This is a genomic window from Microcystis sp. M049S2 (genome assembly GCF_020245625.1).
GTDB lineage: Bacteria > Cyanobacteriota > Cyanobacteriia > Cyanobacteriales > Microcystaceae > Microcystis > Microcystis ichthyoblabe_A.
In genome coordinates this window covers 1-22,600 of record NZ_JADBUN010000138.1, presented here as the reverse complement: position 1 = coordinate 22,600, position 22,600 = coordinate 1, and the positions used below count along the sequence as shown (strand labels likewise).

The following is a 22,600-nucleotide window of genomic DNA, read 5'->3' as shown; positions in this document are numbered from 1 at the left end:
GGGATTATTTGCCTTGAGTGATTGGCTCAAAAAGGCGATGGCTTACTTTCCTAAAAGCTGCCAGACAATTCGGCGGTGGATTGACGAAATAACTGCCTATTTTGATAACCGAACAACCCAGGGAACAGTGGAAGGAATTAACAATAAAATTAAGGTGATTAAAAGGAGAAGCTATGGATTTAGAAACTTTAAAAACTTTAGTCTTAGATGTTTATTAAATTGGCATTTTGCTAGTTGATTTTACATAGTAAGTTCGGAAGAACCTAAAAGATAAAAGGGAGACTTATCCCAAAGAAGATAGGGAATCGGAACACATAATCCCTTTTCTGGTACTTCTAAATAACCAACATTTAGCCAAAAAGCACCGTTATCTTGAGTAATCTGATAAATTTGCCCTAGCCAATTAGCACACCAATCAACATAGTCATTGATTGAAAGAACTCGTTCATATTCTTTGCCAATATTATAAGGTGGTGATGTAACAGTGAGGTCAATTTTTATGTCACTATGAGATAGTTTAGACAAAAAGTCTGTGGCATCTCCTTGATAAAGAATAAAGCCATTGTCCGAGTAAAAAGGTTGACCAAGATGACTAACCAGAATTTCTTTAAGAAAATTAAATTTGTTGGCTCTATCTTTTTCTAACTCTGGAGAAAATGGCTGTAGTAAGGAGGAAGGAGCAATCTGAGTTGATTGATGATCAACAATTTCCTCTGCTAGATAAGAGTTTTGTTCCTTGCTGGCAATTGGACGAGACTCATCTTCCCTAGACGATAGTTTTTTTTTGTTTCCGCTGGGACTCTACAACCATAATCTCAAAGGACAGGTAAGTATTTTGATAGTTTTAATTATGCCCTTATTTTACCAAAATATCACTGGAGTTGTGCTCAATTTAATAACTTTTGTAATCATTCTCCTTCCCTTACCCTGGATGGGGGGGGGTAAAACCCCACCAAGAGTTAAAGATTGACTGATAAAGCAGCGAGTTTTCCTTGAAAAATCTCAACTGAGTAGATTGATAATTAGGAGATGCACCCGAAAATTATCCCTAAAATGGTGGTAAATAACCCATAGCATTTTTGACTCGATCAAGAGTTTGATTGGCCACCGCTTCTGCTTTGAGACGACCTTGCCGCAAAACTGTGGCTAAATAATCTTTATCCTCTCTAATTTGAGCGTATTTTTCCTGAATAGGTTTCAGAGATTCTATGGTAACTTCTGTTAACATCGGTTTAAATTGTCCCCAACCTAAATCGGCACATTCTGATGCGACCAGCTCTTGACTTTTTCCCGATAAAATGCTATAGAGAGTTAATAAATTATGGCATTCGGGACGCTCCGGATCATCGAAAGTTAAACCCTTAACTAGATCGGTTTTACAGCGTTTAATTTTCTTGGCAATGACATCAGGACTATCGAGAATATTAATCCGACTCATCTCGGAAGGATCGGATTTAGACATTTTATTCCGGCCATCGGTTAAACTCATCACCCGCGCTCCTTCTTTGCGGATCATCGGATCGGGAAGTTTTAAAATTGGTTGTTTCGGTTGTCCAAAAAGATGGTTAATTCTAACGGCTATATCGCGGGTTAATTCTAAATGTTGTTTTTGATCTTCTCCCACGGGTACTTTATCAGCATCGTAGAGTAGGATATCGGCAGCCATCAGCACGGGATAATCGAGTAAACCTGTGCCAACATTTTCCCCCTGTTTAATCGCTTTTTCTTTAAATTGAATCATATCGGTTAACCAATTTAAAGGGGTGATACAATTCAATAACCAAGTTAATTCCGTATGGGCCTTAACGTGGGATTGTACAAAGATAGTCGCATATTCTAAATCAATTCCGCAGGCTAAATATAAAGCGGCAATTGCTAAAGTATCCTCCGCAAGAGTGGCAGGATTATGGGGAACGGTGATCGCGTGTAAATCGACCACACAAAAGAAATTATCGTAGTCTTTTTGTCCCTCCACCCAATTCCGGATCGCACCCAGATAATTGCCTAAATGTAAATTGCCGGTTGGTTGCACACCAGATAAGATTCTTTGTTTACCCATAACTCATGCGATCGCTTTTTTCATGATTTCATTGTATCAGTTTTTGCCGCTAATTTCATCCTAAATCCAATTGGGAAAAATCATTCTCAGATAATAATCCCGCACTGACAGGGGAATGCCTAAATAAATTGGTAGCCAATGGATAAAAGCAAAACTTATCAAAATTATCAGCGAGCGCGAGCCATTTTTATAAATAGGACTGGAACTTTCTAAACCATCGGCTAAGAGCCAAGCTAGAGCAATCCAAGTGAAGCTATAGGCAGCCATATAATGATAGAGAAAGGTACAGCGACTAATTTTTAACCAGGGCAGCAGATTGGCAATATAGTTACAGATAAGATAGGCGGAAATTACTCGCTCTTTTCGGTTAAATAATCGACTAAAAACCACTAGAATCGCTCCCGTAGAAAACCACCATAAAAACGGATTTCCCATAGCGTGAACATCATAAACTTTATCACCTACTCTCTCAAAATAATAAGCCACTGGTCGCCCCATTACTAACCAACTATACCAGGGAGAACAATAGGGATGCACATCAGATTGATTACCCTTGATTCTCTGATGAAATGACCAAATTTCTTGATGTACTTGCCAAAAATTATATTGATGGTTGACGAGAAGATGCGGTATCCACAGCAAACTATAGGTAACAAGAGGAAAGACAATTAAGGCGATAAAAATGTCCTCTAATCTCAGGTTAGTTGCCTTTGTCCAAAGATGATCTTTTGACTGCTCTTGATTAAATAATTTTATTAACCAAGCAATACCGATAAAAATAAATATTCCCAGTAAAAATCCTAAGCCATTCCATTTAATATTTGCCGCTAAACCGAAAGAAACTCCCGATAATAATAGCCAATTGATTTTCTTATTTTTCTGGAGTGCTAATAAAAAAAATAATTGTCCAGACAAACCGAATAAAATCAAGTAAATATTATTGAGAGCATAGCGGGATTCCACCAGAAATAATCCGTCTAAACTAGCGAGAAAAGTTGTGATTAAAAATACAGGTTTTCTCTGGGTTAATTGATAAGCAATTGCGCCAATAATTAGGGGAATAAAAGAACCAGTCAAGGCATTTAACCAGCGATAACTAAAAGTTGAGCGCAGGGAACCTGTTAAATTATTAATGGTTTCAGGATCGGCAGGAAAATGGGAACCAATCCAAATACTAATAGCAATTAAATATTGACTTAACGGTGGATGAGACTGAAAAAAATCTTTACCAATTAGATATTCATTGCCGTATTTAGCATAATAAACTTCATCGAAAACAAGTGTATTAAATTGACTGAGATTCCAAAATCTTATCGCCAGAGAAAATAAAAATATCGCTAGGATAGATAGGTTAAATTTTACTTGAGAATTCATGGAAAAATAATAGTTATTATAACTGGGAATTTTCTGTTAAACGCGAGCGAAATTCTTTGACGGCAAGACGGGGATTAGGATGGTTGACGTATTCGGCTAATAATTCTAAATTTAAATCCGGTAATAAAGCACTTTTAGGGATTAAAATATATTCGCAATTCTCCTGTAAAGAATAGATTTTTAACTGATTATCTTGCCAAAACCAAACCTCTTGAGTTCCTAATCTTTGATAAACTTCTAAAACTTTCAGGCTGCCACTGGTTAAGATTATTTCGATCGCCAAATCAGGAAACTCTTTTTCTGTAAATAAACAAAAACATTCATCTGGTTCTTTTCCCGCTTCTTTTTCCTGTTTTCGCAAAGTGGTGGAACCTAATCCCCAGAAATCAATTTCAGCATATTCTAAATAAACTTCTACCAATCTACCTATATTTTTTTTGCTAACTTCATGACGACGACTAGGAGCCATAATTTCTACCATTCCATCTAAGTAAGTAATGCGATAACTCGAAATATCTTCTAAATGTTTTAAGAGGGTTTCGTACTGTTGCCAATTAACCCCAGAAATAAACATTCTTTGTTCAGGATCATTCGCTTTTAACTCGAAATCTTCTAATCCTTGTAATCGAATCGTAGTCATCATAAAATTAATTACCTCATCTATTTTACTTAATTACTCAGGAAGACTTATTTTGATTTCTTCTGGCGTTAATTTTAGCGCGTAAAATCCTAACTTTATAGGGATCAGCATCTTTTCGCCACAGTATCTGATAGCCTTTGATTGTAGCACAATTCTCCTCTAAACATTTTTGCCAACCCTGTAAACGTTCGATCGCTTTTCTATCTTCTAACAATCCCCAATCCTTTTCTAATTGAGTTAAGCGAACCAATTTATCATAGTTAGGATAATCCGCCATTACTAAAAGCTCTTTTTCGTGTAGAATTGGCGGATTAGGACTATCCCGATAATCGCGAAAACTAAAATCAGCCGAACCTAAATATACATCCATGCTAGTGGCTAAAATCGGATGTATTTCTGTATCGAAATTGGGGTAATAGAGATAGGAAATTTTGGGTTGACGAAAGGATAAACGAATAACGTTAGCATTTTCTAACCGTCCGATAGTTTGACTAGCACAACCTTCATATAAGCGTAATAACATCGGTAATTTTTCCAGAACGCTAATATGAATAGTTAGGGAATAACGGGAAAGTTTACCTAAGGAACTATTTTCACAAGCACGAGCGATCGCTGCCAAATTTCCCGCACTTATTAACACTTCTTCTGCTAAAGCGCAAGCATTGCGATAACTGCCAAATAAAGCTTTAAAATCGGCACGGGTAGCGGGGGATAATTCCCTTATTTTCGGACATTGGCTAAATTGACTTAAAGCTAAATAAAGTAAAAGATCGGCGCGTCTTTTATCGGCAATTATCTCCCATTCTTCCGCTTCTGTTACTTGTAAAATCACTTGAAAAGCTCGTCTAAAAGTCCCAAATTCTGCTTTAATTTCTTCCTCTTGTAATAATTCTCCTGCGACGGGTAAACGTCCCTGCTGGGCGTAAAATTCCATCAGGGGAGTTAATAAATCTTCGTAATCTTCAAAGCGTTTGAGATGGGTTTTAATTTGAGGAGTGGTGGCGCGGGAACGACATCTGGATAAACGAAAAGCTTCCGCTTTTTCTTCCTCTCGAAAAACTAGATAAATTCCCAAAGTTATCGGAATAGAATCAACTCCTAAACTGCTATCAATATACTGTTTTAGTTCTTCCTGTTGATAGTATTTTTGAAAAGTATTACGACGGGTTATAATTCCATCTTCATAAGCCATTAAACCCCGTTCACTATCATCAATTAAAATCTGTGCTGAAACAATTAAAACTTGACGGGTTAATTGCCAAGCTTTTAATAGAGCGTCTTGTCGTTCTTCGGCGGATTCAATAACATTAATTACATAGCCTAAATTAACAATATCAGATTCAATTAAAGGACTATCGGGACGATAATAAGGATCCCAGCCTTCACTTTGATAACCCTGTTCAGCTATGCGTTCTATATCACCTCCATAACCACAACCGTAATCAAAAAAAGTGGTTTCAGGAAGAAATAATCCCGCCGCTAATGCTAATCTTGTCGGACGAGAAAGGGTTTTGCGAACAAGAGCGGCTTTGTGGCGATCAATTATTATCGATTTTTCCCTTTGTCCCTCTAAATTACAAACTAAATAATCTCCTGCAAAATCAAGGTGATGCTTTCTTAAAAGCCGTTGCCATTCCTGTTTAGTACCGATGGGATAAGAACTGTTTAAAAGTCCTAAAGCACTCTCGATTTTTGTGAGATGCTCGAATTCTTGATAAAGAGGATAGTCCCTAGTAACAAAAGTTTCTTTTCGGTGTAAAATGGGCGGATTATCAGCATTTTGATAATTCCATTCACTTAAGATTAATGTCCCCAAATCTACCACTAAACTTTTAGTTAAAACTGGGTGAGGTTCCCGATCAAAATCGGGATAAAAAAGATAGGATATTTTCGGTTTATCGGTGCTAAATTTAATTATTGTTGCCTCAGATAAATGCTGATTAATTCTTGCTTGTTGTTCGTAACTCTGGAGGATAGGATCCAGTTGATGTAATGCTTCTCGATGAACATAAAGCGCCCCCGGTAATAGTTTACCGATGGGACTAACTTGACATAGTTGCACGATTAAGGCGAAATTCTCAGCCATGACAATTAATCTGTCTAATGACAAATTCTAGAGACAGAAAAAACTAAATAAATCTGGTTAAATTAACCCGATAGCGCTCTTTTTTTGTCACAGTAACCTCACCCACTTCTAAACGACCTTTTCCCCGAAAAGAAATCAAATCACCGGTTTTAACGTTATAACTAGATTGACTGATATCTTTCCAGTTAACTCGCACATCCCCGGCACTAATTGCCTCGGCCATTTTACTGCGAGAAATGCCAAAACCTGCCGAGGCGATCGCATCCAAACGTAAGGAAGCCTCCACCGTATTAATTTCTTTTTTTTGCGGTGGTCTAACTTTTAATTCCGTCAAAGGAATCGGGCTAGTTTTCACGGGAACCGAACGCACTTGTCGCAAATTAGCAGATAAAAAATCTGCCAATTCAGGCACTACAATTGCCTGCGCTCCTCGCTCACCTAAAACGATTATATCGCCGACTTTTTCCCGAACGATACCCGTCCCCAACATCGCCCCTAAAAAATCCCGATGGTTAGCGGTATCAAAAAGAAAATTACCAGCAATATCAAGGGCAGATAGGGGAATATCTGTTACTGTCAAAGGTAGATCAACTCTAGCAATACCGAGGCGCTGTCTTTCTGCTTGGGGATAACCGCCCCATTTTTCCATTGACACATCGGTTAAACGCTGAAAAACTCGTTCTACTTCCGCTAAAACCGCAGGAGAAAGAAAGTCTGTCACCGTCACTTCCCAAGTCTTAATCGCTTGTTCGGCTTTATCAATAACTTTCGCTATTTCCTCGCGGTTTTCGACACCCTTTAGTAATTCTTCTCTTGGTAACATTGTTTTGTGGTAATTAATCAAAAATTCTTAGGAAAAAATCAGATGACCGATAACTTATTCCCGATAACCGTTCATCTTTCTAGGGCGTATCCTTGCAGATTTTCGGGGTTAAATTGACGCAGGATAAGAGTCGCTTGATTTTTCAGGTTTTCCGAACCCTGCACGATAATAATATATTTTCCGGCACCGAGACGATTGCGATAGGGAAGTGCATCGCCACTGCCGGACGATAAACCCACGCCACCACCGACGAAAATACTACCCATCGCCCCCCCAATCGCCCCGGCAATACCGCCGACGATATGATTGCCCGGTTCTCCGGCCCAATCAAAGGTATGCAATCCCGTAATCAGGTTAAAAAGGTAGCCACCAGCAAAACCGAAGGGAATTAGCCAAAAAGCCATGAGAGTAGCCCGTTTTTTGGCTTGTTGAAAGGGATCGATCAAACCGAACTCATCGGCACTTTTATAGCCGCGACCGAGAATGGTCACTTGAGATTGGGGAATTCCCGCCTTTTCCAGGGCAACGGAAGCTTCTTCTGCTTGTATGCGATCAGCTAACACGGCAATGAGATAATTCATATTCTCCAACTTTTCAGGTTATCTTCATCTCCTATTGTAAGGATTTTGGGGACTGAAAAGCTGCTCGATCGAGAAAATATTCAAGGGGATGCGTTATATCATTTTTCAAAAGTGATGACAGACTTAGTTGATTATTCCAAAGCGCAATTCCGCTCTCGGACAGGAATTGCGCTTTTAGATGTTAGTCACGACTATTGAAAATTGGTATTAGTCAATCTTAGATAGGATTGATTAATGTGGAATTATTAGCAATTCAAGAAATTGCTCTATCTTGGTTATTTTTGGCACTAATTTACTATAAATAAATATGGTTTAATTATTATTATTAACAAGAAGTTTTTTAGAATTATTACAATTGGTATTATACTATAAAGCTTGACTGACTCCTGTCATTATTTGAATGTTTTCATCGGCTACATCTGAGTTAAAAACTAAAAAATAGATTAGATTTTTGGTAATAATATCTAGTCTTAAGTAATTCACTTGTACGCCAATTGAATTTATGAAAAAAAGAGAAATAAATAGCGCAGTTCCAGCCTTCTCTTATCGACCTAGACCAATTTAGATGCGCGGCAGCTTATTAGTTAAAACCGACTTGACTGCTGAAATAGGGAATTGATTCCCTGACCGAAGATTGACTTCTCTCTTGTGTTTAATTGTGGCGCTGGGATTCCTAACCGTTGTATGATGGAAAAATGCGAAGACTCACAATCACTCGACCCGACGACTGGCACCTTCATCTCCGCGACGGTGCGGCACTGAAAGCGGTTCTACCCCATACGGTGCGTCAGTTTGCCCGTGCCATTATCATGCCAAATTTAAAGCCCCCAGTGCGCTCGGTGGCTGATGCCGCCTCCTACCGCGATCGCATTCTGGCAGCAGTTCCAGAGGGTCAACAGTTCGAGCCATTGATGACCCTCTATCTCACCGATAATACCAGTCCCGAAGAAATTATGGCGGCGAAAGCCTCCCAGTTTGTCAAAGCGGTGAAATACTACCCAGCCGGTGCCACAACTAATTCCGACTTGGGGGTGACGGACCTTCGTCGGTGCGATCGCGTTTTGGCAGCGATGGAGCAGGTAGATATGCCGCTACTACTGCACGGAGAAGTTACCGATGGTGATATTGATGTGTTCGATCGAGAGAAAGTGTTCATTGAGAAGCACTTAATCCCACTGATAACAAGATTTCCGAAACTGCGTGTCGTATTTGAACACATTACCACTGCCGATGCGGTTAAGTTTGTTCTATCAGCTAACAACAACGTCGCCGCCACAATTACGCCCCAACATTTATTATTTAGCCGAAACATTCTCTTTACCGGTGGCATTCGTCCCCATTTTTATTGCCTGCCGATTTTGAAACGAGAGGATCATCGTTTGGCACTTTTGCAAGCGGCAACATCGGGCAATCCCAAGTTTTTTCTAGGGACCGATAGTGCGCCCCATTCTCGCTACAGCAAAGAAAGTTCCTGTGGCTGCGCGGGTTGTTATTCGGCTCTGCACGCCCTAGAGTTGTACGCAGAAGCTTTTGAGAGTGTCGATGCAATTGAGCAACTGGAAGGGTTCGCCAGCTTTCACGGGCCAGATTTCTATCAACTCCCTCGGAATACCGAACAAATCACCTTAACCAAAACCCCTTGGCGCATTCCCGATGAATTGCCATTTCCCGAATCCGGACTGGTGCCGTTACGAGCAGGTGAAGAGATAACCTGGCAATTAGGGGAATAGAAAACTGCCAGTCTTGGTAGTTGCGGTCAAGAATTCACGATTAGTTATTTTCCATGACAATGAGGAGGATCGATAACATTGGCAAAAATTGCCCAAAACACCATGAGCGGCATCGGCAACAAACAGATTAGCCATTGATGACCGGTTAGGGTCGCCGTTGCAAACAGACTGTTCATCACCCCCCATTGACTAAATAAAATTTGTAGGGCAACAGCAGCCACAATCCCCAAAATTAGGATTGGTGCATTAGTAATCGAGGTTGACTGACGACGCAGGTAGTTAACTAGGCTCATCCCTAATTGGCTGATACTGAGCAGATAGATAACCCGTGCTGCCACAAGGGATTGAATTGCCATTGTGCGGGCAACGGCAATATCTCCTGTGGTAGATTTAGCCCACTCAAACATACCAAAAATCAGAATCCAGTTAAACAATGAAACAGCCAAAATTCGGCGCAATAGTTTTTTGGTGATCAAAGGTTCATTGGGATTGCGTGGTGGTGACTGCATAATGCTGGGGGATTTTGCTTCAAAGGCCAGGGGAACAGTCATCGTGACCGAGTTGATCATGTTCAACCAGAGTACTTGTAGGGAGAGGATCGGTAAATCTCGTGCCAGTAAAGTACTGATCAGAATGGTCATCGATTCGCCACCATTGACAGGTAAGAGAAAAGATATCGCTTTGCGTAAATTTTGATAAACGGTGCGTCCTTCTTCGACAGCGGCCTTGATCGAGGCAAAGTTATCATCAGTGAGGAGCATATCAGCAGATTCCCTGGCGACTTCCGTTCCTCCTTTCCCCATGGCAATGCCGATATCCGCCTGCTTGAGAGCCGGCGCATCATTGACACCATCGCCCGTCATCGCCACGATTTCTCCTTGAGACTGGAGTACTTCCACCAGTTGCAGTTTTTGGGTAGGGGCAACCCTGGCAAATACCGATCCATCGACCACCGCTCGGGCCAGTTGATGATTATCCATTTGCGCTAATTCTTTTCCCTCAAATGCTAAGACTTGTGCTGCCGTTTTAATGCCCATCCGTTCCGCGATCGCCCGCGCCGTGACAAGATGATCACCGGTAATCATCTTGACCCGAATCCCGGCACTTTGACAGGCATGAACAGCAGCGATCGCCTCTGGACGAGGCGGGTCAATCATGCCCTGTAATCCTAGAAACACCAAGCCTGTTTCGATATCCTCATGGTCGATAGAATGCTGATGGGTCGCTGCTGCTTTTTTGGCGAAGGCAAGCACCCGTAAACCCTGCTCTGCCATCGTTTCCACCGCTTGCTCGATCTGTTGGGCGTTAAGCGCGGTCATCTGACCATAGCGATCGATCATCTGGGAACAACGACGCATCAGCGACTCAACCGATCCCTTGACATAGATCAGACGAGGTATCCCATCATGCAGGGTTGCCATGTATTGGTACTCAGATTCAAAGGGAATTGCATCCAATCGTGGGGTTAAAGACAATAGCCCCAATTGACTGAGACCCGCTTTGGCGGCGGCCGCAATCAGCGCCCCTTCCGTAGGATCCCCCACCACTGACCAATCTTCTCCCGTTTGTTTTAGCCCGGAGTCATTACAAAGCAAACCAGCTACCAGACAATCCCCTAGGACCGGGGGCAATTCGTCCGCAAAGGGGCTGCCAGGGTTGCCATCGGTAATCAGACTAATTTCGCCCTTGGGACTATAGCCACCACCACTAACGGCGTAATATTGCCCTTCAGTATAAATGGACTGTACAGTCATTTGATTTTCGGTCAGGGTTCCGGTTTTGTCAGAACAAATGACGGTCGCACTCCCCAATGCTTCCACTGCGGGCAGTTTACGAATAATCGCATGACGACGGGCCATGCGGTTGACCCCAATGGCCAAGGTAATCGTTACCACTGCCGGCAGCCCTTCTGGAATCGCACTCACTGCGAGGGCAACGGCAGCTTCAAACATATCGATCCAAGATTTCCCCCGTCCTAACCCGATGGCAAAGGTCAAGGTTGCTAGGGTCAAAATTGCGTAAAGTAGGGTGCGGCTAAATTGGGCAAATTTACGGGTCAGGGGTGTGCTAAGGCTGACTCGGCTTTCCATCGACTGGGAAATCTGCCCCACTTCGGTGGCGTTGGCCGTAGAGACAACAATCCCTTTGCCCTGTCCAAAGGTAACGAAACTCCCTGCGTAGGCCATGTTTGTCCTTTCTACTAGGGGCGTATCCCCGGGTAAGGGTTCGATCGCTTTTGACCCGGGCAAGGATTCCCCAGTCAAGGCAGACTCATCCACTTGCAAATTGCGGACTTTCAGCAGCCTCAAGTCCGCTGGCACTTTATCCCCCGATGCCAATAAAACGATATCTCCCGGCACCAAATCCCGAGATGGAATCCGGAGGGTTTGTCCCTCTCGCAACACCGTCGCTTCTGTGGTTACGGCCTTGGCTAGGGAAGCGATCGCACCTTCCGCCTTAGCTTCCTGCACATAGCCAATAATGGCATTGATCAGGGTAACTCCCCAAATCACCGAGGCATTCGTCCAAGACCCTAAAAATGCCTTAATAGTACCCGCAAGCAAGAGAATATACAGTAGCGGCTGATGAAATTGCCCCAAAAATCTCAACCAAGCTGGTTTCCCCGGCTTAAATCGCAGTTCATTCGGGCCATATTTTTCGTAGCGACGGGCCACTTCTTCTGCTGATAAGCCCCCTGACCCATCGCTGCTCAAGTATTCAATCACCTCTGGTTGAGAAAGTTGATGATACAACGGCAACGATAATTGAACTGGCATCATAAAACTCCCGGGCTAAGTCAAGATCAGGCGAAATCACCAGCATCTATTATCTTATCTCCACTTCCCCACTTCCCCCCCCTCCCCACTTCCCCACTTCCCCATCACCCCAGATATTGCATGGGTAAGATGCAAAAAGAAAAAAAACTGCGGCCAAAAAGGTGAAATAGAATACACTAAATGTATAAGGATATAAATTTTGCTATTTTTCAAGTTGCATCCTAGGCAACAGAATCGCAATTATCCCTCTCATTAGAAATTGGACGGTTTGCCCTGTGGTTTCATCACTTCCCAAGCCCAATGACTCTTTAACAACGGTTCCCCAGCGTTGTTCTGGTGCTTATGCCTTGATGGACAGTCTCAAACGTCATGGTGTTAAGCACATCTTCGGTTATCCCGGCGGTGCGATCCTGCCCATCTATGACGAACTCTACCGCTTTGAAGAACGGGGAGAATTACAACATATCTTAGTGCGCCACGAACAAGCGGCCGCCCATGCCGCCGATGCCTACGCTAGGGCCACCGGCAAAGTGGGAGTCTGTTTCGGTACTTCCGGCCCCGGGGCGACCAATTTGGTGACAGGCATCGCTAACGCACACATGGACTCCATCCCGATGGTAATTATCACCGGTCAGGTCAGCCGGGCGGCCATCGGTTCCGATGCTTTCCAAGAAACCGATATTTATGGCATTACTCTCCCGATTGTTAAACATTCCTATGTGGCTAGAAATGCCCGCGAAGTAGCGAGAATCGTCGCTGAGGCCTTCCATATCGCCAGTACAGGACGACCGGGACCGGTTTTAGTCGATATTCCCAAAGATGTCGGTTTAGAACAGTGCGATTATATCCCCGTCGAACCGGGAGATGTGAAACTAACTGGCTATCGTCCCACGGTTAAGGGCAATCGCCGTCAAATCGAGGCCGCTTTACACCTCTTGGAAACCGCCGAAAAACCCTTACTTTACGTTGGCGGAGGTGCGATCGCAGCTAATGCCCACGCCCAAATTGCCGAGTTTGCCGAACGTTTTCAGTTACCCGTCACCACCACGTTAATGGGGATCGGTGCTTTTGATGAACATCATCCCCTCTCGGTGGGAATGTTAGGAATGCACGGCACCGCCTACGCTAATTTTGCCGTGACCGAGTGTGATTTATTAATTGCCGTCGGCGCTCGTTTTGATGACCGAGTAACGGGGAAATTGGACGAATTCGCCTCGAAAGCTAAGGTAATCCATGTGGACATCGACCCCGCCGAAGTGGGCAAAAATCGCGCCCCTGATGTGCCGATTGTCGGGGATGTGCGGGTAGTTTTAGAACAAATACTCCAAAAAGCCAGAGAATTTGATTATCCCACTAATTCCGATCGCACCCAAGCCTGGTTGGCCCAGATCGATCGCTGGCGTCAAGATTATCCCCTGCAAGTACCTCGACCGGAAGGCAGACTTTCCCCCCAAGAAGTAATCGTTGAGGTGGGCCGTCAAGCACCCCACGCCTACTACACCACCGATGTGGGCCAGCATCAGATGTGGGCGGCCCAATTCCTCAAAAATGGTCCCCGACGTTGGGTTTCTAGCGCGGGATTGGGGACGATGGGTTTCGGTTTACCGGCTGCGATGGGGGTAAAGGTGGCCATTCCTGATGAGGAGGTCATCTGTATTAGTGGTGATTCCAGTTTCCAAATGAATCTACAGGAATTGGGCACCCTAACCCAATTTAATATTCATGCCAAGACGATTATTATTAATAATGGTTGGCAGGGTATGGTACGTCAATGGCAAGAAGCTTTCTATGGGGAACGTTATTCTAATTCCAATATGGAAGTGGGAATGCCAGATGTGGAACTGTTAGCCCAAGCTTACGGCATTAAAGGGATTACTATTCGCCATCGAGAGGAATTAGCCGCAAAAATTGCCGAAATGTTGGCCTATGATGGTCCAGTTTTAGTCAATGCGATCGTGACTAAGGATGAAAATTGTTATCCCATGGTCGCCCCCGGTCAAAGTAATGCGCGTATGATTGGTTTACCGAAAATTGTCACCAAGGGTTGTGAAATGCTCGATTGTCCCAGTTGTGGCGCAGTTAACAGTTGGAATAATAAATTCTGTCCTGAATGTGGGGCGAAATTGTAGCCAAAAATTGTTAATTAATTAACCAGCCTCCGTTATACTTAACGGAGGTTTTTGGCTTTTTATCTACTATGTGAACATCATAATTAGGTAGGCGTTAAAAATTATCAGATGCCTCCCTTATTAAGGGGGGATTGGCACCCCCCTTATCAAGGGGGGCAGGGGGGATCGAACCTAAAATCCATTTTTAATTTAATTATAACCAGCTACTTAGAAATTTTCAAATAGAAGCAATGGCAGCCCTAGAAAAAGCCTTAGAAAAAGAAGCGGAAAACTCGATCGCCACCGTGATTAAATTAGCCATAAGTACCTAAGCAAAATTAATTACACATTTCGATAAAGCTTTTGCCTCTTGCCTCTTGCCTCTTGCCTATCTTCACTAGGAAATTTATTTTGCACGACTACTTATCTCAGTGACAACGGTAAGAGGCTGACATCAACACCATGGACGACAATTAAGAATGACAACCTAAAATCTTTTCGCTAATTTTGCCATAGACTGCACCCTTTGCTTCTAAAATGGGCTATTGCCGCTAGATACCAATATTGGTCTAGCATTTGCCCGTAGACTGAAAAAAGCACGTTATAAAGATTATGGCCAAAGTTCTGGTATCCGATTCGATCGATCCGGTAGGAGTAGAAATTCTGTCACAGGTTGCCCAAGTGGACGTGAAAACAGGACTATCCGCCGAGGAAATCATTCAAATTATCCCCGAATACGACGCGCTGATGCTCCGTTCCAGTACCCGCGTCACCAAAGAAATCGTCGAAGCGGGCAGCAAACTGCAAATCATCGGCCGCGCGGGGGTAGGAGTCGATAATATCGATGTTCCTGCGGCCACTCGTCAGGGGATTATTGTCGTTAACTCTCCCGAAGGTAACACGATCGCCGCTGCCGAACACGCCTTGGCCATGATGTTATCCCTTTCCCGTCATATTCCCGATGCCAATCAGTCGGTAAAAGCGAATAAATGGGAAAGAAATCGCTTTATCGGCACAGAAGTTTATAAAAAGAACCTAGGAGTCGTCGGTTTAGGTAAAATTGGTTCCCACGTCGCCAAAGTGGCTAGATCCCTAGGCATGAAAATTCTCGCCTACGATCCCTTTATTTCCAAAGAACGCGCCGATCAACTCGGTTGCACCCTGGTGGATCTGGAACTGCTCTTTGCTGAGTCCGATTTTATCACCCTCCACGTCCCGAAAACTCCCGAAACCCAGCATCTTATCGGTCGGGAAACCCTCGCTAAGATGAAACCCACAGTCCGCATCATTAACTGTTCCAGAGGCGGCATTATCGACGAGTTGGCTTTAATTGAAGCCCTCGAATCCGGTAGAATCGCTGGGGCAGCCTTGGATGTATTTGAACAGGAACCTTTAGGCGAATCTAGATTAAGAGAATTGTCTAACGTCATTCTCACTCCCCACCTAGGTGCCTCGACTACGGAAGCACAGGTGGGTGTGGCTGTTGATGTGGCCGAACAAATTCGCGATGTCCTCCTCGGTTTGCCAGCGCGTTCGGCCGTTAATATCCCCGGACTAACTCCCGATGTTATGGAAAAACTGCGCCCTTACCTGCAATTAGCGGAAACTATGGGTAATCTTGTCAGTCAGTTGGCAGGAGGTCGCTGTGACTCGTTAAATGTCCGTTTACAGGGAGAATTGGCCACTAAAGACAGTCAACCTCTGGTGATAGCGGCCATTAAGGGTTTACTTTCCCAAGCCCTCCGGGAACGGGTAAACTATGTTAATGCGGCGATCGAAGCTAAGGAACGCGGTATCCGGGTAATTGAAACCCGGGACGCTTCCACCCGCGACTATTCGGGATCGATTCATTTGGAAGCTAATGGTTCTATGGGGACCCATTCCGTCACCGGAGCGCTGTTAAGTAACGGAGAAATCCGCATTACTGACCTCGATGAGTTTCCCATTAACGTGCCTCCGAGTAATCATATGCTATTCACCCTTCACCAAGATATGCCCGGTATTATCGGCAAAATTGGCGCACTTTTAGGCAGTTTTAATGTCAATATCGCCAGTATGCAGGTAGGACGCAAAATTATTCGCGGTGATGCGGTTATGGCCCTGAGTCTCGATGATCCTCTACCGGAAGGTCTGCTCTCGGAAATTACTAAAGTCCCCGGTATCCGCGATGCTTACACAGTAAAACTCTAGATTAAATCAGTTATCAGTTATCAGTTATCAGTTATCAGTTATCAGTGAAAAGAAAGCTCCGAACTTGCCACTTAATACTGTTGACTGAAAACTCAAATCTGATAACTGATCCCTGATCACTGATAACTAATATATGTCTAATAGTTGGTGGGAAATTACGGTTTTGTGCGAACCTAGTCTCGAAGAAACGGTTTTCTGGAGACTGGAAGATTTTGGCTGTTCAGGAACGGCCACTGCTAAAAAACAATCCTCTTTAGAGATTAAGGCCTATATACCAGAAATTAAAGCGCAATTGCCCGATTTAGAGGCACTAAGCCTCTGGTTAAAGCAGGATGCTTTGATTTTAGGTTTTCCCGAACCTGTCAGCCATTGGCAGTTAATGGACGAGGAAGACTGGGCCAGCAGTTGGAAACAACATTGGCAAATTAGCGAAATCGGCGATCGCTTTTTGATCTGTCCTGCTTGGTTAAATCCCCCGGAAAATAACCAGAGATTGGTGATTAAAATTGACCCCGGTTCCGCTTTCGGCACGGGAACGCATCCCACCACCCAATTATGTCTAGAATCCCTAGAAATGCGTTTAAGTAGCCATCCAGAGCCTAAAATTATCGCCGATATCGGTTGTGGTTCTGGCATACTAGCGATCGGGGCGATTTTATTAGGGGCCAAAAAAGTTTATGCTGTCGATACAGATCCGCTCGCGGTGAATGCGACGTATAGTAATCGCCATCTCAACGGGATTAACCCCGAAAATTTAGCTGTTAGTCAGGGTAGTGTCGAGGAGTTATTAGAATTAATTCCCGATGGTGTTGATGGCATCGTTTGTAATATTTTAGCCGAGACAATTATCGCTTTAATGCCCGAAATTACCCGTCTGGCAAAACCGAATACTTGGGGAATTTTAAGCGGCATCCTTGTCACCCAAGCACAAGCAGTTACAGATATTTTAGAACCCCAAGGCTGGACAGTGGCTGCCCTGTGGAAACGTCAAGAATGGTGTTGTCTTCAAATTCGCCGCACCGTGGATTAATATAGCTGTCAGCCTTGAATCAGTTATCAGTTATCAGTTATCAGTTATCAGTTATCAGTCTTAATACTGATTTTAATTATGTAGATGGGCTGATTTTAGAACGTTGGTAAGGATTGCATCACCTACAAAAACAGCCTACAATATTTAGACTAAATCCAGTTATTGAAGACTAATTATTTACACAACCCCGTAGAAATGTTAGATTTTAGGGGTAGTGATAATTATCTATCCATCCCTCCCATTGATCGATCTAGGAGATAAGCAATGAAAATGAAAGTTATCGTTCACGAGGCGGAGGAAGGTGGCTTCTGGGGGGAAGTCCAGGCGCTCCCCGGCTGTGCCACCCAAGCAGAAACTTTCGAGGAACTACTAGAGAATTTACACGAGGCGATCGAAGGTTGTCTATCCATAGATGTGGAATCCTTGCCGACCGATCCGAAAACTCGGATTCTAGAGATAGCGATATGAAATCGATTTCTGGGAAAAAGTTCGCCAAAATTTTAGAGCGTCACGGATGGTAATTATTGAGAATTCAAGGTAGCCATCACATTTACTGTCAGCCGGATAATCCCACCCGTATCTCTGTGCCGATTCACGGAAACCAGGATTTAAAAATCGGATTACTCAAGCATTTTTTGAAACAAGCGGGACTTTCTGAAGAAGATATTTGATCCATGCGATCGCTGTAATTCCGTCACTCCCGAAAGATCGCAGAATTACCAATAACGATTATCAGCCTACAATATTACTAGGCGATCGAATATTCCCGGAAATTCAGATGAGTCAATCCCCCGTCACCAATTCCCTAGAAATTATCCTGACAAATATCACGGAAAAATTAGACTCTTTACAGAAAGATTTCACCGATCTAAAAGTAGATATGGCCGAGGTGAAAACCGAACTCAAGATTATTGATAGGCGATTGGAAAAAGTAGAGGGAACACAGGACGCTTTAATTCAGGATGTATCCGACCTTAAGGGAACAAAATCGTTGATTATTCCCGTGGTAGTGGCAGTATTAACCAGTATTCTGACTCTGCTGGTGCGATCGATCCCTAATCCTTAAAAGCTTCCCCGTTTGTATAGTAAATTTGTAGGTCGGGTTGAGGCAACGAAACCCGACATAAATCCTCGGTGGTTGGGTTTCTACGGCTTACAAGTTTCCCCCCCTGCCCCCCCGACATCGGGGGGGTTAGGGTGACGGGATTAACCCGACATCGGGGGGGTTAGGGTGACGGTATTAACCCGACATCGAGGGGGTTAGGGTAGGCTGATTCATGAATCAACCTACTATGAGAGTTGATTCATGAATCAACCTACTACCCCTTGTTCCGACGACTTTTAACCCCCAGTAATCCCAATCCGAACAGGGACAAAGCCGCGATCGCACTAGGTTCGGGAGTGCTGGCCACCGGACCGGTTATCTCGGTTGCGTTGATCTGGAAACTGTTAAAAACGTTACTGGGAAAGAAACTCGCTCCACTACCAAACCTGGCTCCCGAGAACGTGGCGATGCCCGTCGGGGTTTGAATCGTACTAGAAGCGCTCCAGAGGAAATCTCCACTGGTACTGGTAACGTATAACCAGTATTTAGTACCGGCGGTAAACGTGAAGGGGCCAGTGGGAGTGAAGGTGTAGTCAAAATTTCCCGCTCCTTGAGGGGTGGGATTGGTGAAACTGGCGAGGACGGTACTGCCCGGATCGCTACCCCCGACATCATTGCGGATCTGGACTAGGGGAGTCTCTCCTGGATCGTAGCCACTGAGTCGCAGGATGGCGTTGTCGAGGCTGTAATTGTTACCCGCGGGCAGGGTAAAGGCGAGTGCTTTTATTTCAGTAGTGCTCAAAAAAGTACCACCATTATCATTGGCTTGCGGTAGATTCCCGATGATAACCGCCGCGCGGACAGGGTTTACCCCCCCCCCTATTAGTACAAGTGAACTACTTATTCCCGCCAACACCAAAGACGTAGATAAGGTTTTCATGATCTCTAAAAAAGTTAAGAAATTATGTAGATGAGCTTATCGCAGCCGTCTCTTCTTTTCAACCATTGATTAGATTTTGTTATCATTTACCGTCTGGTATGATATTTAATTCTATAGGGTGTTGACAAAATGGCTAGAAAGTGGTAGGCAAGATCGGGCGGTTTCTGGTCGTGCCAAGTAAATTCGTAGGTCGGGTTGAGGCAACGAAACCCGACATAAATCCTCGGTTGTTGGGTTTCACTATCGTTCAACCCAACCTACAGGTATTAACCTAAAACTACACTACTGTGATCCAATGCCCCAGTTTCTGGTCGTGCCAAGTAAATTCGTAGGTCGGGTTGAGGCAACGAAACCCGACATAAATCCTCGGTTGTTGGGTTTCACTATCGTTCAACCCAACCTACAGCTACAATATTACTAGGCGATCGAATGTTCCCGGAAATTCATGAGTCAATCCCCCGTTACCGATTCCCTAGAAATTATCCTGACAAATATCACGGAAAAATTAGTATAGTAAATTCGTAGGTCGGGTTGAGGCAACGAAACCCGACATAAATCCTCTAAATACGGTTATTAAAAGCTGATTATCTATTGCCCCTTTTGCCTTTCCTCATAAGTAGGGTTTGCGGCAAAAAGTACGGGCGAAGCATTCGGATAGAAAATCTCCGGTTTCACCGATAGGTTATTGCCCGAATGCTTCGCCCCTCTGAGTAACGCACAGAAAACGGGTTTCTCCGAGAAACCCGTTTTCTACTCATGTACTCATGCAAAAAGATGTTTTTTCATCAAAAAAAACTCGATCGCTTAATTGCGATCGAGTCGAGAAAAAACAGACTAATTATTAATTAATAGTCGAAGTCACCACCGCCGGCGGGAGCAGCGGCTTTTTCTTTTTCGGGTTTATCCACCACAATACACTCGGTAGTTAAAACCATACCGGCAATAGAAGCGGCATTTTGTAGGGCAGAACGAGTCACTTTCGCGGGGTCAACGATACCCGCCTCAAACATATCGGAGAACTCACCGGTAGCGGCATTATAACCGACATTAAAGGGCTTCTCTTTCACCCGTTCGGCAATAACTGCACCGTTTTGGCCGGCATTTTCAGCGATCCGTTTTAAGGGGGCAGCAATGGCGCGAGAAACGATTAAAGCGCCGGTTAATTCTTCATGGTGTAGGGTTTCTTTGGCCCAGGTTTCCAATTGGGGAGCGAGGTGAGCTAAAGTAGTACCACCCCCGGGGACGATACCTTCTTCTACGGCTGCTTTAGTGGCGTTAATCGCGTCTTCTAGGCGCAATTTGCGGTCTTTCATTTCCGTTTCCGTAGCGGCACCGACTTTAATCACTGCCACACCCCCGGCTAATTTAGCCAGACGTTCTTGCAGTTTTTCTTTATCGTAGGAAGAATCGGTTTCCTCGATTTGACGGCGAATTTGCTCACAACGGGTTTTCACTGCCACGTCGTTGCCTTCGGCGACGATGGTGGTAGTATCTTTGTTCATGGTGATACGACGGGCCGTACCTAAGCTATCAATTTTGGTGGTTTCCAGTTTTAAACCCGCATCTTCGCTGATTACTTGACCACCGGTTAAGACGGCGATATCTTCTAACATCGCTTTTCTGCGATCGCCAAATCCAGGAGCTTTCACCGCAGTGACGTTAAGAACACCGCGCAGACGGTTAACCACTAGGGTTGCCAAAGCTTCTTTTTCAATGTCTTCGGCGATAATTACTAGGGGTTTACCTTGACGGGCCACTTGTTCGAGAATGGGAACCAAATCCTGTACTAAACCGATTTTTTTGTCGGTAATCAGAATAGCGGGATCCTCAAAAACGCATTCCATGCGTTCGGTGTCGGTGACAAAGTAGGGAGAGATATAACCTTTGTCAAAACGCATCCCTTCGGTGATTTCTAGTTCGGTGGTCATCGATTTCCCTTCTTCTAGGGAAATTACGCCTTCTTTACCCACTTTATCCATGGCCGAGGCGATCATTTGACCGACTTCATCATCGTTACCGGCAGAGATAGCGCCCACTTGTGCGATCGCTTTGGAATCTTCTACGGGTTTCGCGTGTTTGGCGATTTGACTGACGAGGAAATCGGCAGCTTTATCGATCCCTTTTTTCAGAGAAATCGGGTTAGCACCGGCGGCGACGTTGCGTAAACCTTCTTTAACGATAGCGTGGGCGAGAACGGTGGCGGTAGTAGTACCATCACCCGCTACATCGTTGGTTTTTGAGGCGGCTTGGCGAATTAAAGCCACACCGGTGTTCTCGATATGGTCTTCCAGTTCGATTTCTTTAGCGATGGTGATGCCATCATTGACGATTTGGGGTGCGCCAAATTTCTTTTCGAGGACGACGTTACGACCTTTGGGGCCAAGGGTGACGGCTACTGCTTCGGCCAGGAGATCCATGCCTTTTTCTAGGGCGCGACGAGCATCTTCGTTGTAGATAATAGATTTAGCCATAATGTATCGTTATTCGGGCAAAATAGGGGTTTTCAAGGGTAGATGATTAGGAAACGACGGCGAGAATGTCTTTTTCGGAGAGGAGAACGTATTCTTCGCCACCAAGTTTGATATCGGTTCCGGCATATTTGGAGTAGAGAACTTTGTCACCCACACCCACTTCCACAGGGGTGCGGCTGCCGTCATCGTTGCGTTTGCCAGTGCCGACGGTCACGACTTCCCCGATTTGGGGTTTTTCTTGCGCGGCATCGGGAAGGAAAATGCCACCGGCGGTTCTTTCTTCGCTGGGGCTAACTTTAACGAAAACTCGATCGCCTAGGGGTTTAACAGTAGTTACGTTGATGCTGACTGCAGCCATGGAATATCCTCCGTTTGTCTTGTATTTGGGTAAGTGTCTTTTCCAGATTAGCACTCTTACCTTCCGAGTGCTAATTTACCGAAATACAAGGCCCCCTGACAACTGCTCGATCGGTACGGGTTCCCGAACTATGGTGTTAAGCTAGGGTTTGCGGCAAAAAGTTTGTTGGTGGGGTTAGGGACTTGCGTAGGAATAATATCCCAGCCAGAAAATCGCTCTGTAGAAGAACCAGACCAGCCAGATGGCGCATTATCAAAGCGCAAGTCCCTAACATCTCGAAGGCTCTCCCCCTACTTAGGGTGATCAGCAAACCTGATCGATCGGAGGGCGCAAGCATTGCGCCCCTACAGTAACGGATTTTGTCCACAATGTAGGGGCGAACTGCGTT

At 44.5% G+C, this 22,600-nt stretch carries 18 protein-coding genes and 1 pseudogene; 8 read left to right on the top strand and 11 right to left on the bottom strand.

Annotated elements, in window-relative coordinates; translation table 11 throughout:
* Positions 1-238, top strand: a 238-nt coding sequence (locus tag IM496_RS11885) for a transposase (RefSeq protein ID WP_287662019.1), incomplete at its 5' end; no start/stop codon positions are given.
* A gap of 2 nt (positions 239-240) precedes the next feature.
* Here IM496_RS11885 and IM496_RS11880 read toward each other — a convergent pair.
* The 7 genes from IM496_RS11880 to IM496_RS11850 all read right to left on the bottom strand — a co-directional run bounded on the left by IM496_RS11880 (position 241) and on the right by IM496_RS11850 (position 7,563).
* Positions 241-525 carry a DNA methyltransferase gene (locus IM496_RS11880; protein ID WP_228009664.1) on the bottom strand — a complete coding sequence of 95 codons (285 nt, stop codon included), beginning with the start codon at positions 523-525 and terminating at the stop codon, positions 241-243.
* Between the two features lie 523 nt (positions 526-1,048).
* Positions 1,049-2,059 carry a tryptophan--tRNA ligase gene (gene trpS, locus IM496_RS11875; protein ID WP_194016284.1) on the bottom strand — a complete coding sequence of 337 codons (1,011 nt, stop codon included), beginning with the start codon at positions 2,057-2,059 and terminating at the stop codon, positions 1,049-1,051.
* A 60-nt stretch (positions 2,060-2,119) separates the two neighbouring features.
* Positions 2,120-3,433: a dolichyl-phosphate-mannose--protein mannosyltransferase gene (locus tag IM496_RS11870; RefSeq protein ID WP_194016286.1), complete on the bottom strand. Its 1,314-nt coding sequence runs from the start codon at positions 3,431-3,433 to the stop codon at positions 2,120-2,122.
* Positions 3,434-3,449: 16 nt separating this feature from the next.
* On the bottom strand, positions 3,450-4,076 hold the full coding sequence (locus IM496_RS11865; RefSeq protein ID WP_287662018.1) for a Uma2 family endonuclease: 627 nt from the start codon (positions 4,074-4,076) through the stop codon (positions 3,450-3,452).
* A 34-nt stretch (positions 4,077-4,110) separates the two neighbouring features.
* Positions 4,111-6,159, bottom strand: a complete 2,049-nt coding sequence (locus IM496_RS11860) for a DNA phosphorothioation-associated putative methyltransferase (protein WP_287662016.1) — start codon at positions 6,157-6,159, stop codon at positions 4,111-4,113.
* A 43-nt stretch (positions 6,160-6,202) separates the two neighbouring features.
* Complete coding sequence (locus tag IM496_RS11855) at positions 6,203-6,982, bottom strand: photosystem II electron transport protein, Sll1252 family (protein WP_287662014.1); 780 nt, start codon at positions 6,980-6,982, stop codon at positions 6,203-6,205.
* Positions 6,983-7,053: 71 nt separating this feature from the next.
* Positions 7,054-7,563, bottom strand: coding sequence for a hypothetical protein (locus IM496_RS11850; RefSeq protein WP_002789175.1), 510 nt, complete (start codon positions 7,561-7,563; stop codon positions 7,054-7,056).
* A 695-nt stretch (positions 7,564-8,258) separates the two neighbouring features.
* On the opposite strand from IM496_RS11850, the gene pyrC reads away from it, so the two are divergent.
* Positions 8,259-9,293 carry a dihydroorotase gene (pyrC, locus tag IM496_RS11845; protein ID WP_287662013.1) on the top strand — a complete coding sequence of 345 codons (1,035 nt, stop codon included), beginning with the start codon at positions 8,259-8,261 and terminating at the stop codon, positions 9,291-9,293.
* A gap of 44 nt (positions 9,294-9,337) precedes the next feature.
* Here the strand turns inward: pyrC and IM496_RS11840 are convergent, their stop codons facing one another.
* Positions 9,338-12,070, bottom strand: coding sequence for a cation-transporting P-type ATPase (locus tag IM496_RS11840; RefSeq protein WP_287662020.1), 2,733 nt, complete (start codon positions 12,068-12,070; stop codon positions 9,338-9,340).
* 275 nt (positions 12,071-12,345) lie between these two features.
* Between IM496_RS11840 and ilvB the strand changes: the two genes are divergently transcribed.
* The 6 genes and pseudogenes from ilvB (at position 12,346) to IM496_RS11810 (ending at position 18,464) form a co-directional block, all read left to right on the top strand.
* Complete coding sequence (ilvB, locus tag IM496_RS11835) at positions 12,346-14,199, top strand: biosynthetic-type acetolactate synthase large subunit (RefSeq protein ID WP_287662012.1); 1,854 nt, start codon at positions 12,346-12,348, stop codon at positions 14,197-14,199.
* 591 nt (positions 14,200-14,790) lie between these two features.
* Positions 14,791-16,368, top strand: coding sequence for a phosphoglycerate dehydrogenase (gene serA / locus IM496_RS11830; RefSeq protein WP_287662011.1), 1,578 nt, complete (start codon positions 14,791-14,793; stop codon positions 16,366-16,368).
* A gap of 133 nt (positions 16,369-16,501) precedes the next feature.
* Positions 16,502-17,398, top strand: a complete 897-nt coding sequence (gene prmA / locus IM496_RS11825; RefSeq protein WP_104396009.1) for a 50S ribosomal protein L11 methyltransferase — start codon at positions 16,502-16,504, stop codon at positions 17,396-17,398.
* Between the two features lie 264 nt (positions 17,399-17,662).
* Positions 17,663-17,866 carry a type II toxin-antitoxin system HicB family antitoxin gene (locus IM496_RS11820; RefSeq protein ID WP_004160718.1) on the top strand — a complete coding sequence of 68 codons (204 nt, stop codon included), beginning with the start codon at positions 17,663-17,665 and terminating at the stop codon, positions 17,864-17,866.
* Positions 17,863-18,069: pseudogene (locus tag IM496_RS11815) on the top strand (type II toxin-antitoxin system HicA family toxin). The gene IM496_RS11820 and the pseudogene IM496_RS11815 overlap by 4 nt, the downstream one beginning before the upstream one ends.
* A 107-nt stretch (positions 18,070-18,176) precedes the next feature.
* Entirely contained in the window at positions 18,177-18,464 is a 288-nt protein-coding gene (locus IM496_RS11810) for a shikimate dehydrogenase (protein ID WP_287662010.1), read from the top strand.
* Positions 18,465-18,717: 253 nt separating this feature from the next.
* On the opposite strand, the gene IM496_RS11805 is transcribed toward IM496_RS11810, so the two are convergent.
* The 3 genes from IM496_RS11805 to groES all read right to left on the bottom strand — a co-directional run bounded on the left by IM496_RS11805 (position 18,718) and on the right by groES (position 22,212).
* The gene (locus tag IM496_RS11805) at positions 18,718-19,383 is read right to left on the bottom strand and encodes a choice-of-anchor R domain-containing protein (RefSeq protein ID WP_287662008.1); all 666 of its coding nucleotides are present in this window, start codon (positions 19,381-19,383) and stop codon (positions 18,718-18,720) included.
* Positions 19,384-20,228: 845 nt separating this feature from the next.
* Positions 20,229-21,854: a chaperonin GroEL gene (gene groL, locus IM496_RS11800; protein WP_002769846.1), complete on the bottom strand. Its 1,626-nt coding sequence runs from the start codon at positions 21,852-21,854 to the stop codon at positions 20,229-20,231.
* A 46-nt stretch (positions 21,855-21,900) separates the two neighbouring features.
* A complete protein-coding gene (gene groES, locus IM496_RS11795; RefSeq protein ID WP_002744529.1) occupies positions 21,901-22,212 on the bottom strand; it encodes a co-chaperone GroES in 312 nt (103 codons plus the stop codon).
* Positions 22,213-22,600 lie beyond the last annotated feature (388 nt).

Bases quoted from the DNA above. Each gene is read 5' to 3' on its own strand.
- prmA (WP_104396009.1), top strand. From the start codon at position 16,502: ATGTCTAATAGTTGGTGGGAAATTACGGTTTTGTGCGAACCTAGTCTC.
- IM496_RS11850 (WP_002789175.1), bottom strand. From the start codon at position 7,563: ATGAATTATCTCATTGCCGTGTTAGCTGATCGCATACAAGCAGAAGAA.
- groES (WP_002744529.1), bottom strand. From the start codon at position 22,212: ATGGCTGCAGTCAGCATCAACGTAACTACTGTTAAACCCCTAGGCGAT.
- IM496_RS11865 (WP_287662018.1), bottom strand. From the start codon at position 4,076: ATGATGACTACGATTCGATTACAAGGATTAGAAGATTTCGAGTTAAAA.
- IM496_RS11840 (WP_287662020.1), bottom strand. From the start codon at position 12,070: ATGCCAGTTCAATTATCGTTGCCGTTGTATCATCAACTTTCTCAACCA.
- IM496_RS11860 (WP_287662016.1), bottom strand. From the start codon at position 6,159: ATGGCTGAGAATTTCGCCTTAATCGTGCAACTATGTCAAGTTAGTCCC.
- groL (WP_002769846.1), bottom strand. From the start codon at position 21,854: ATGGCTAAATCTATTATCTACAACGAAGATGCTCGTCGCGCCCTAGAA.
- IM496_RS11805 (WP_287662008.1), bottom strand. From the start codon at position 19,383: ATGAAAACCTTATCTACGTCTTTGGTGTTGGCGGGAATAAGTAGTTCA.
- IM496_RS11820 (WP_004160718.1), top strand. From the start codon at position 17,663: ATGAAAATGAAAGTTATCGTTCACGAGGCGGAGGAAGGTGGCTTCTGG.
- IM496_RS11870 (WP_194016286.1), bottom strand. From the start codon at position 3,433: ATGAATTCTCAAGTAAAATTTAACCTATCTATCCTAGCGATATTTTTA.
- trpS (WP_194016284.1), bottom strand. From the start codon at position 2,059: ATGGGTAAACAAAGAATCTTATCTGGTGTGCAACCAACCGGCAATTTA.
- serA (WP_287662011.1), top strand. From the start codon at position 14,791: ATGGCCAAAGTTCTGGTATCCGATTCGATCGATCCGGTAGGAGTAGAA.
- IM496_RS11855 (WP_287662014.1), bottom strand. From the start codon at position 6,982: ATGTTACCAAGAGAAGAATTACTAAAGGGTGTCGAAAACCGCGAGGAA.
- pyrC (WP_287662013.1), top strand. From the start codon at position 8,259: ATGCGAAGACTCACAATCACTCGACCCGACGACTGGCACCTTCATCTC.
- IM496_RS11810 (WP_287662010.1), top strand. From the start codon at position 18,177: ATGAGTCAATCCCCCGTCACCAATTCCCTAGAAATTATCCTGACAAAT.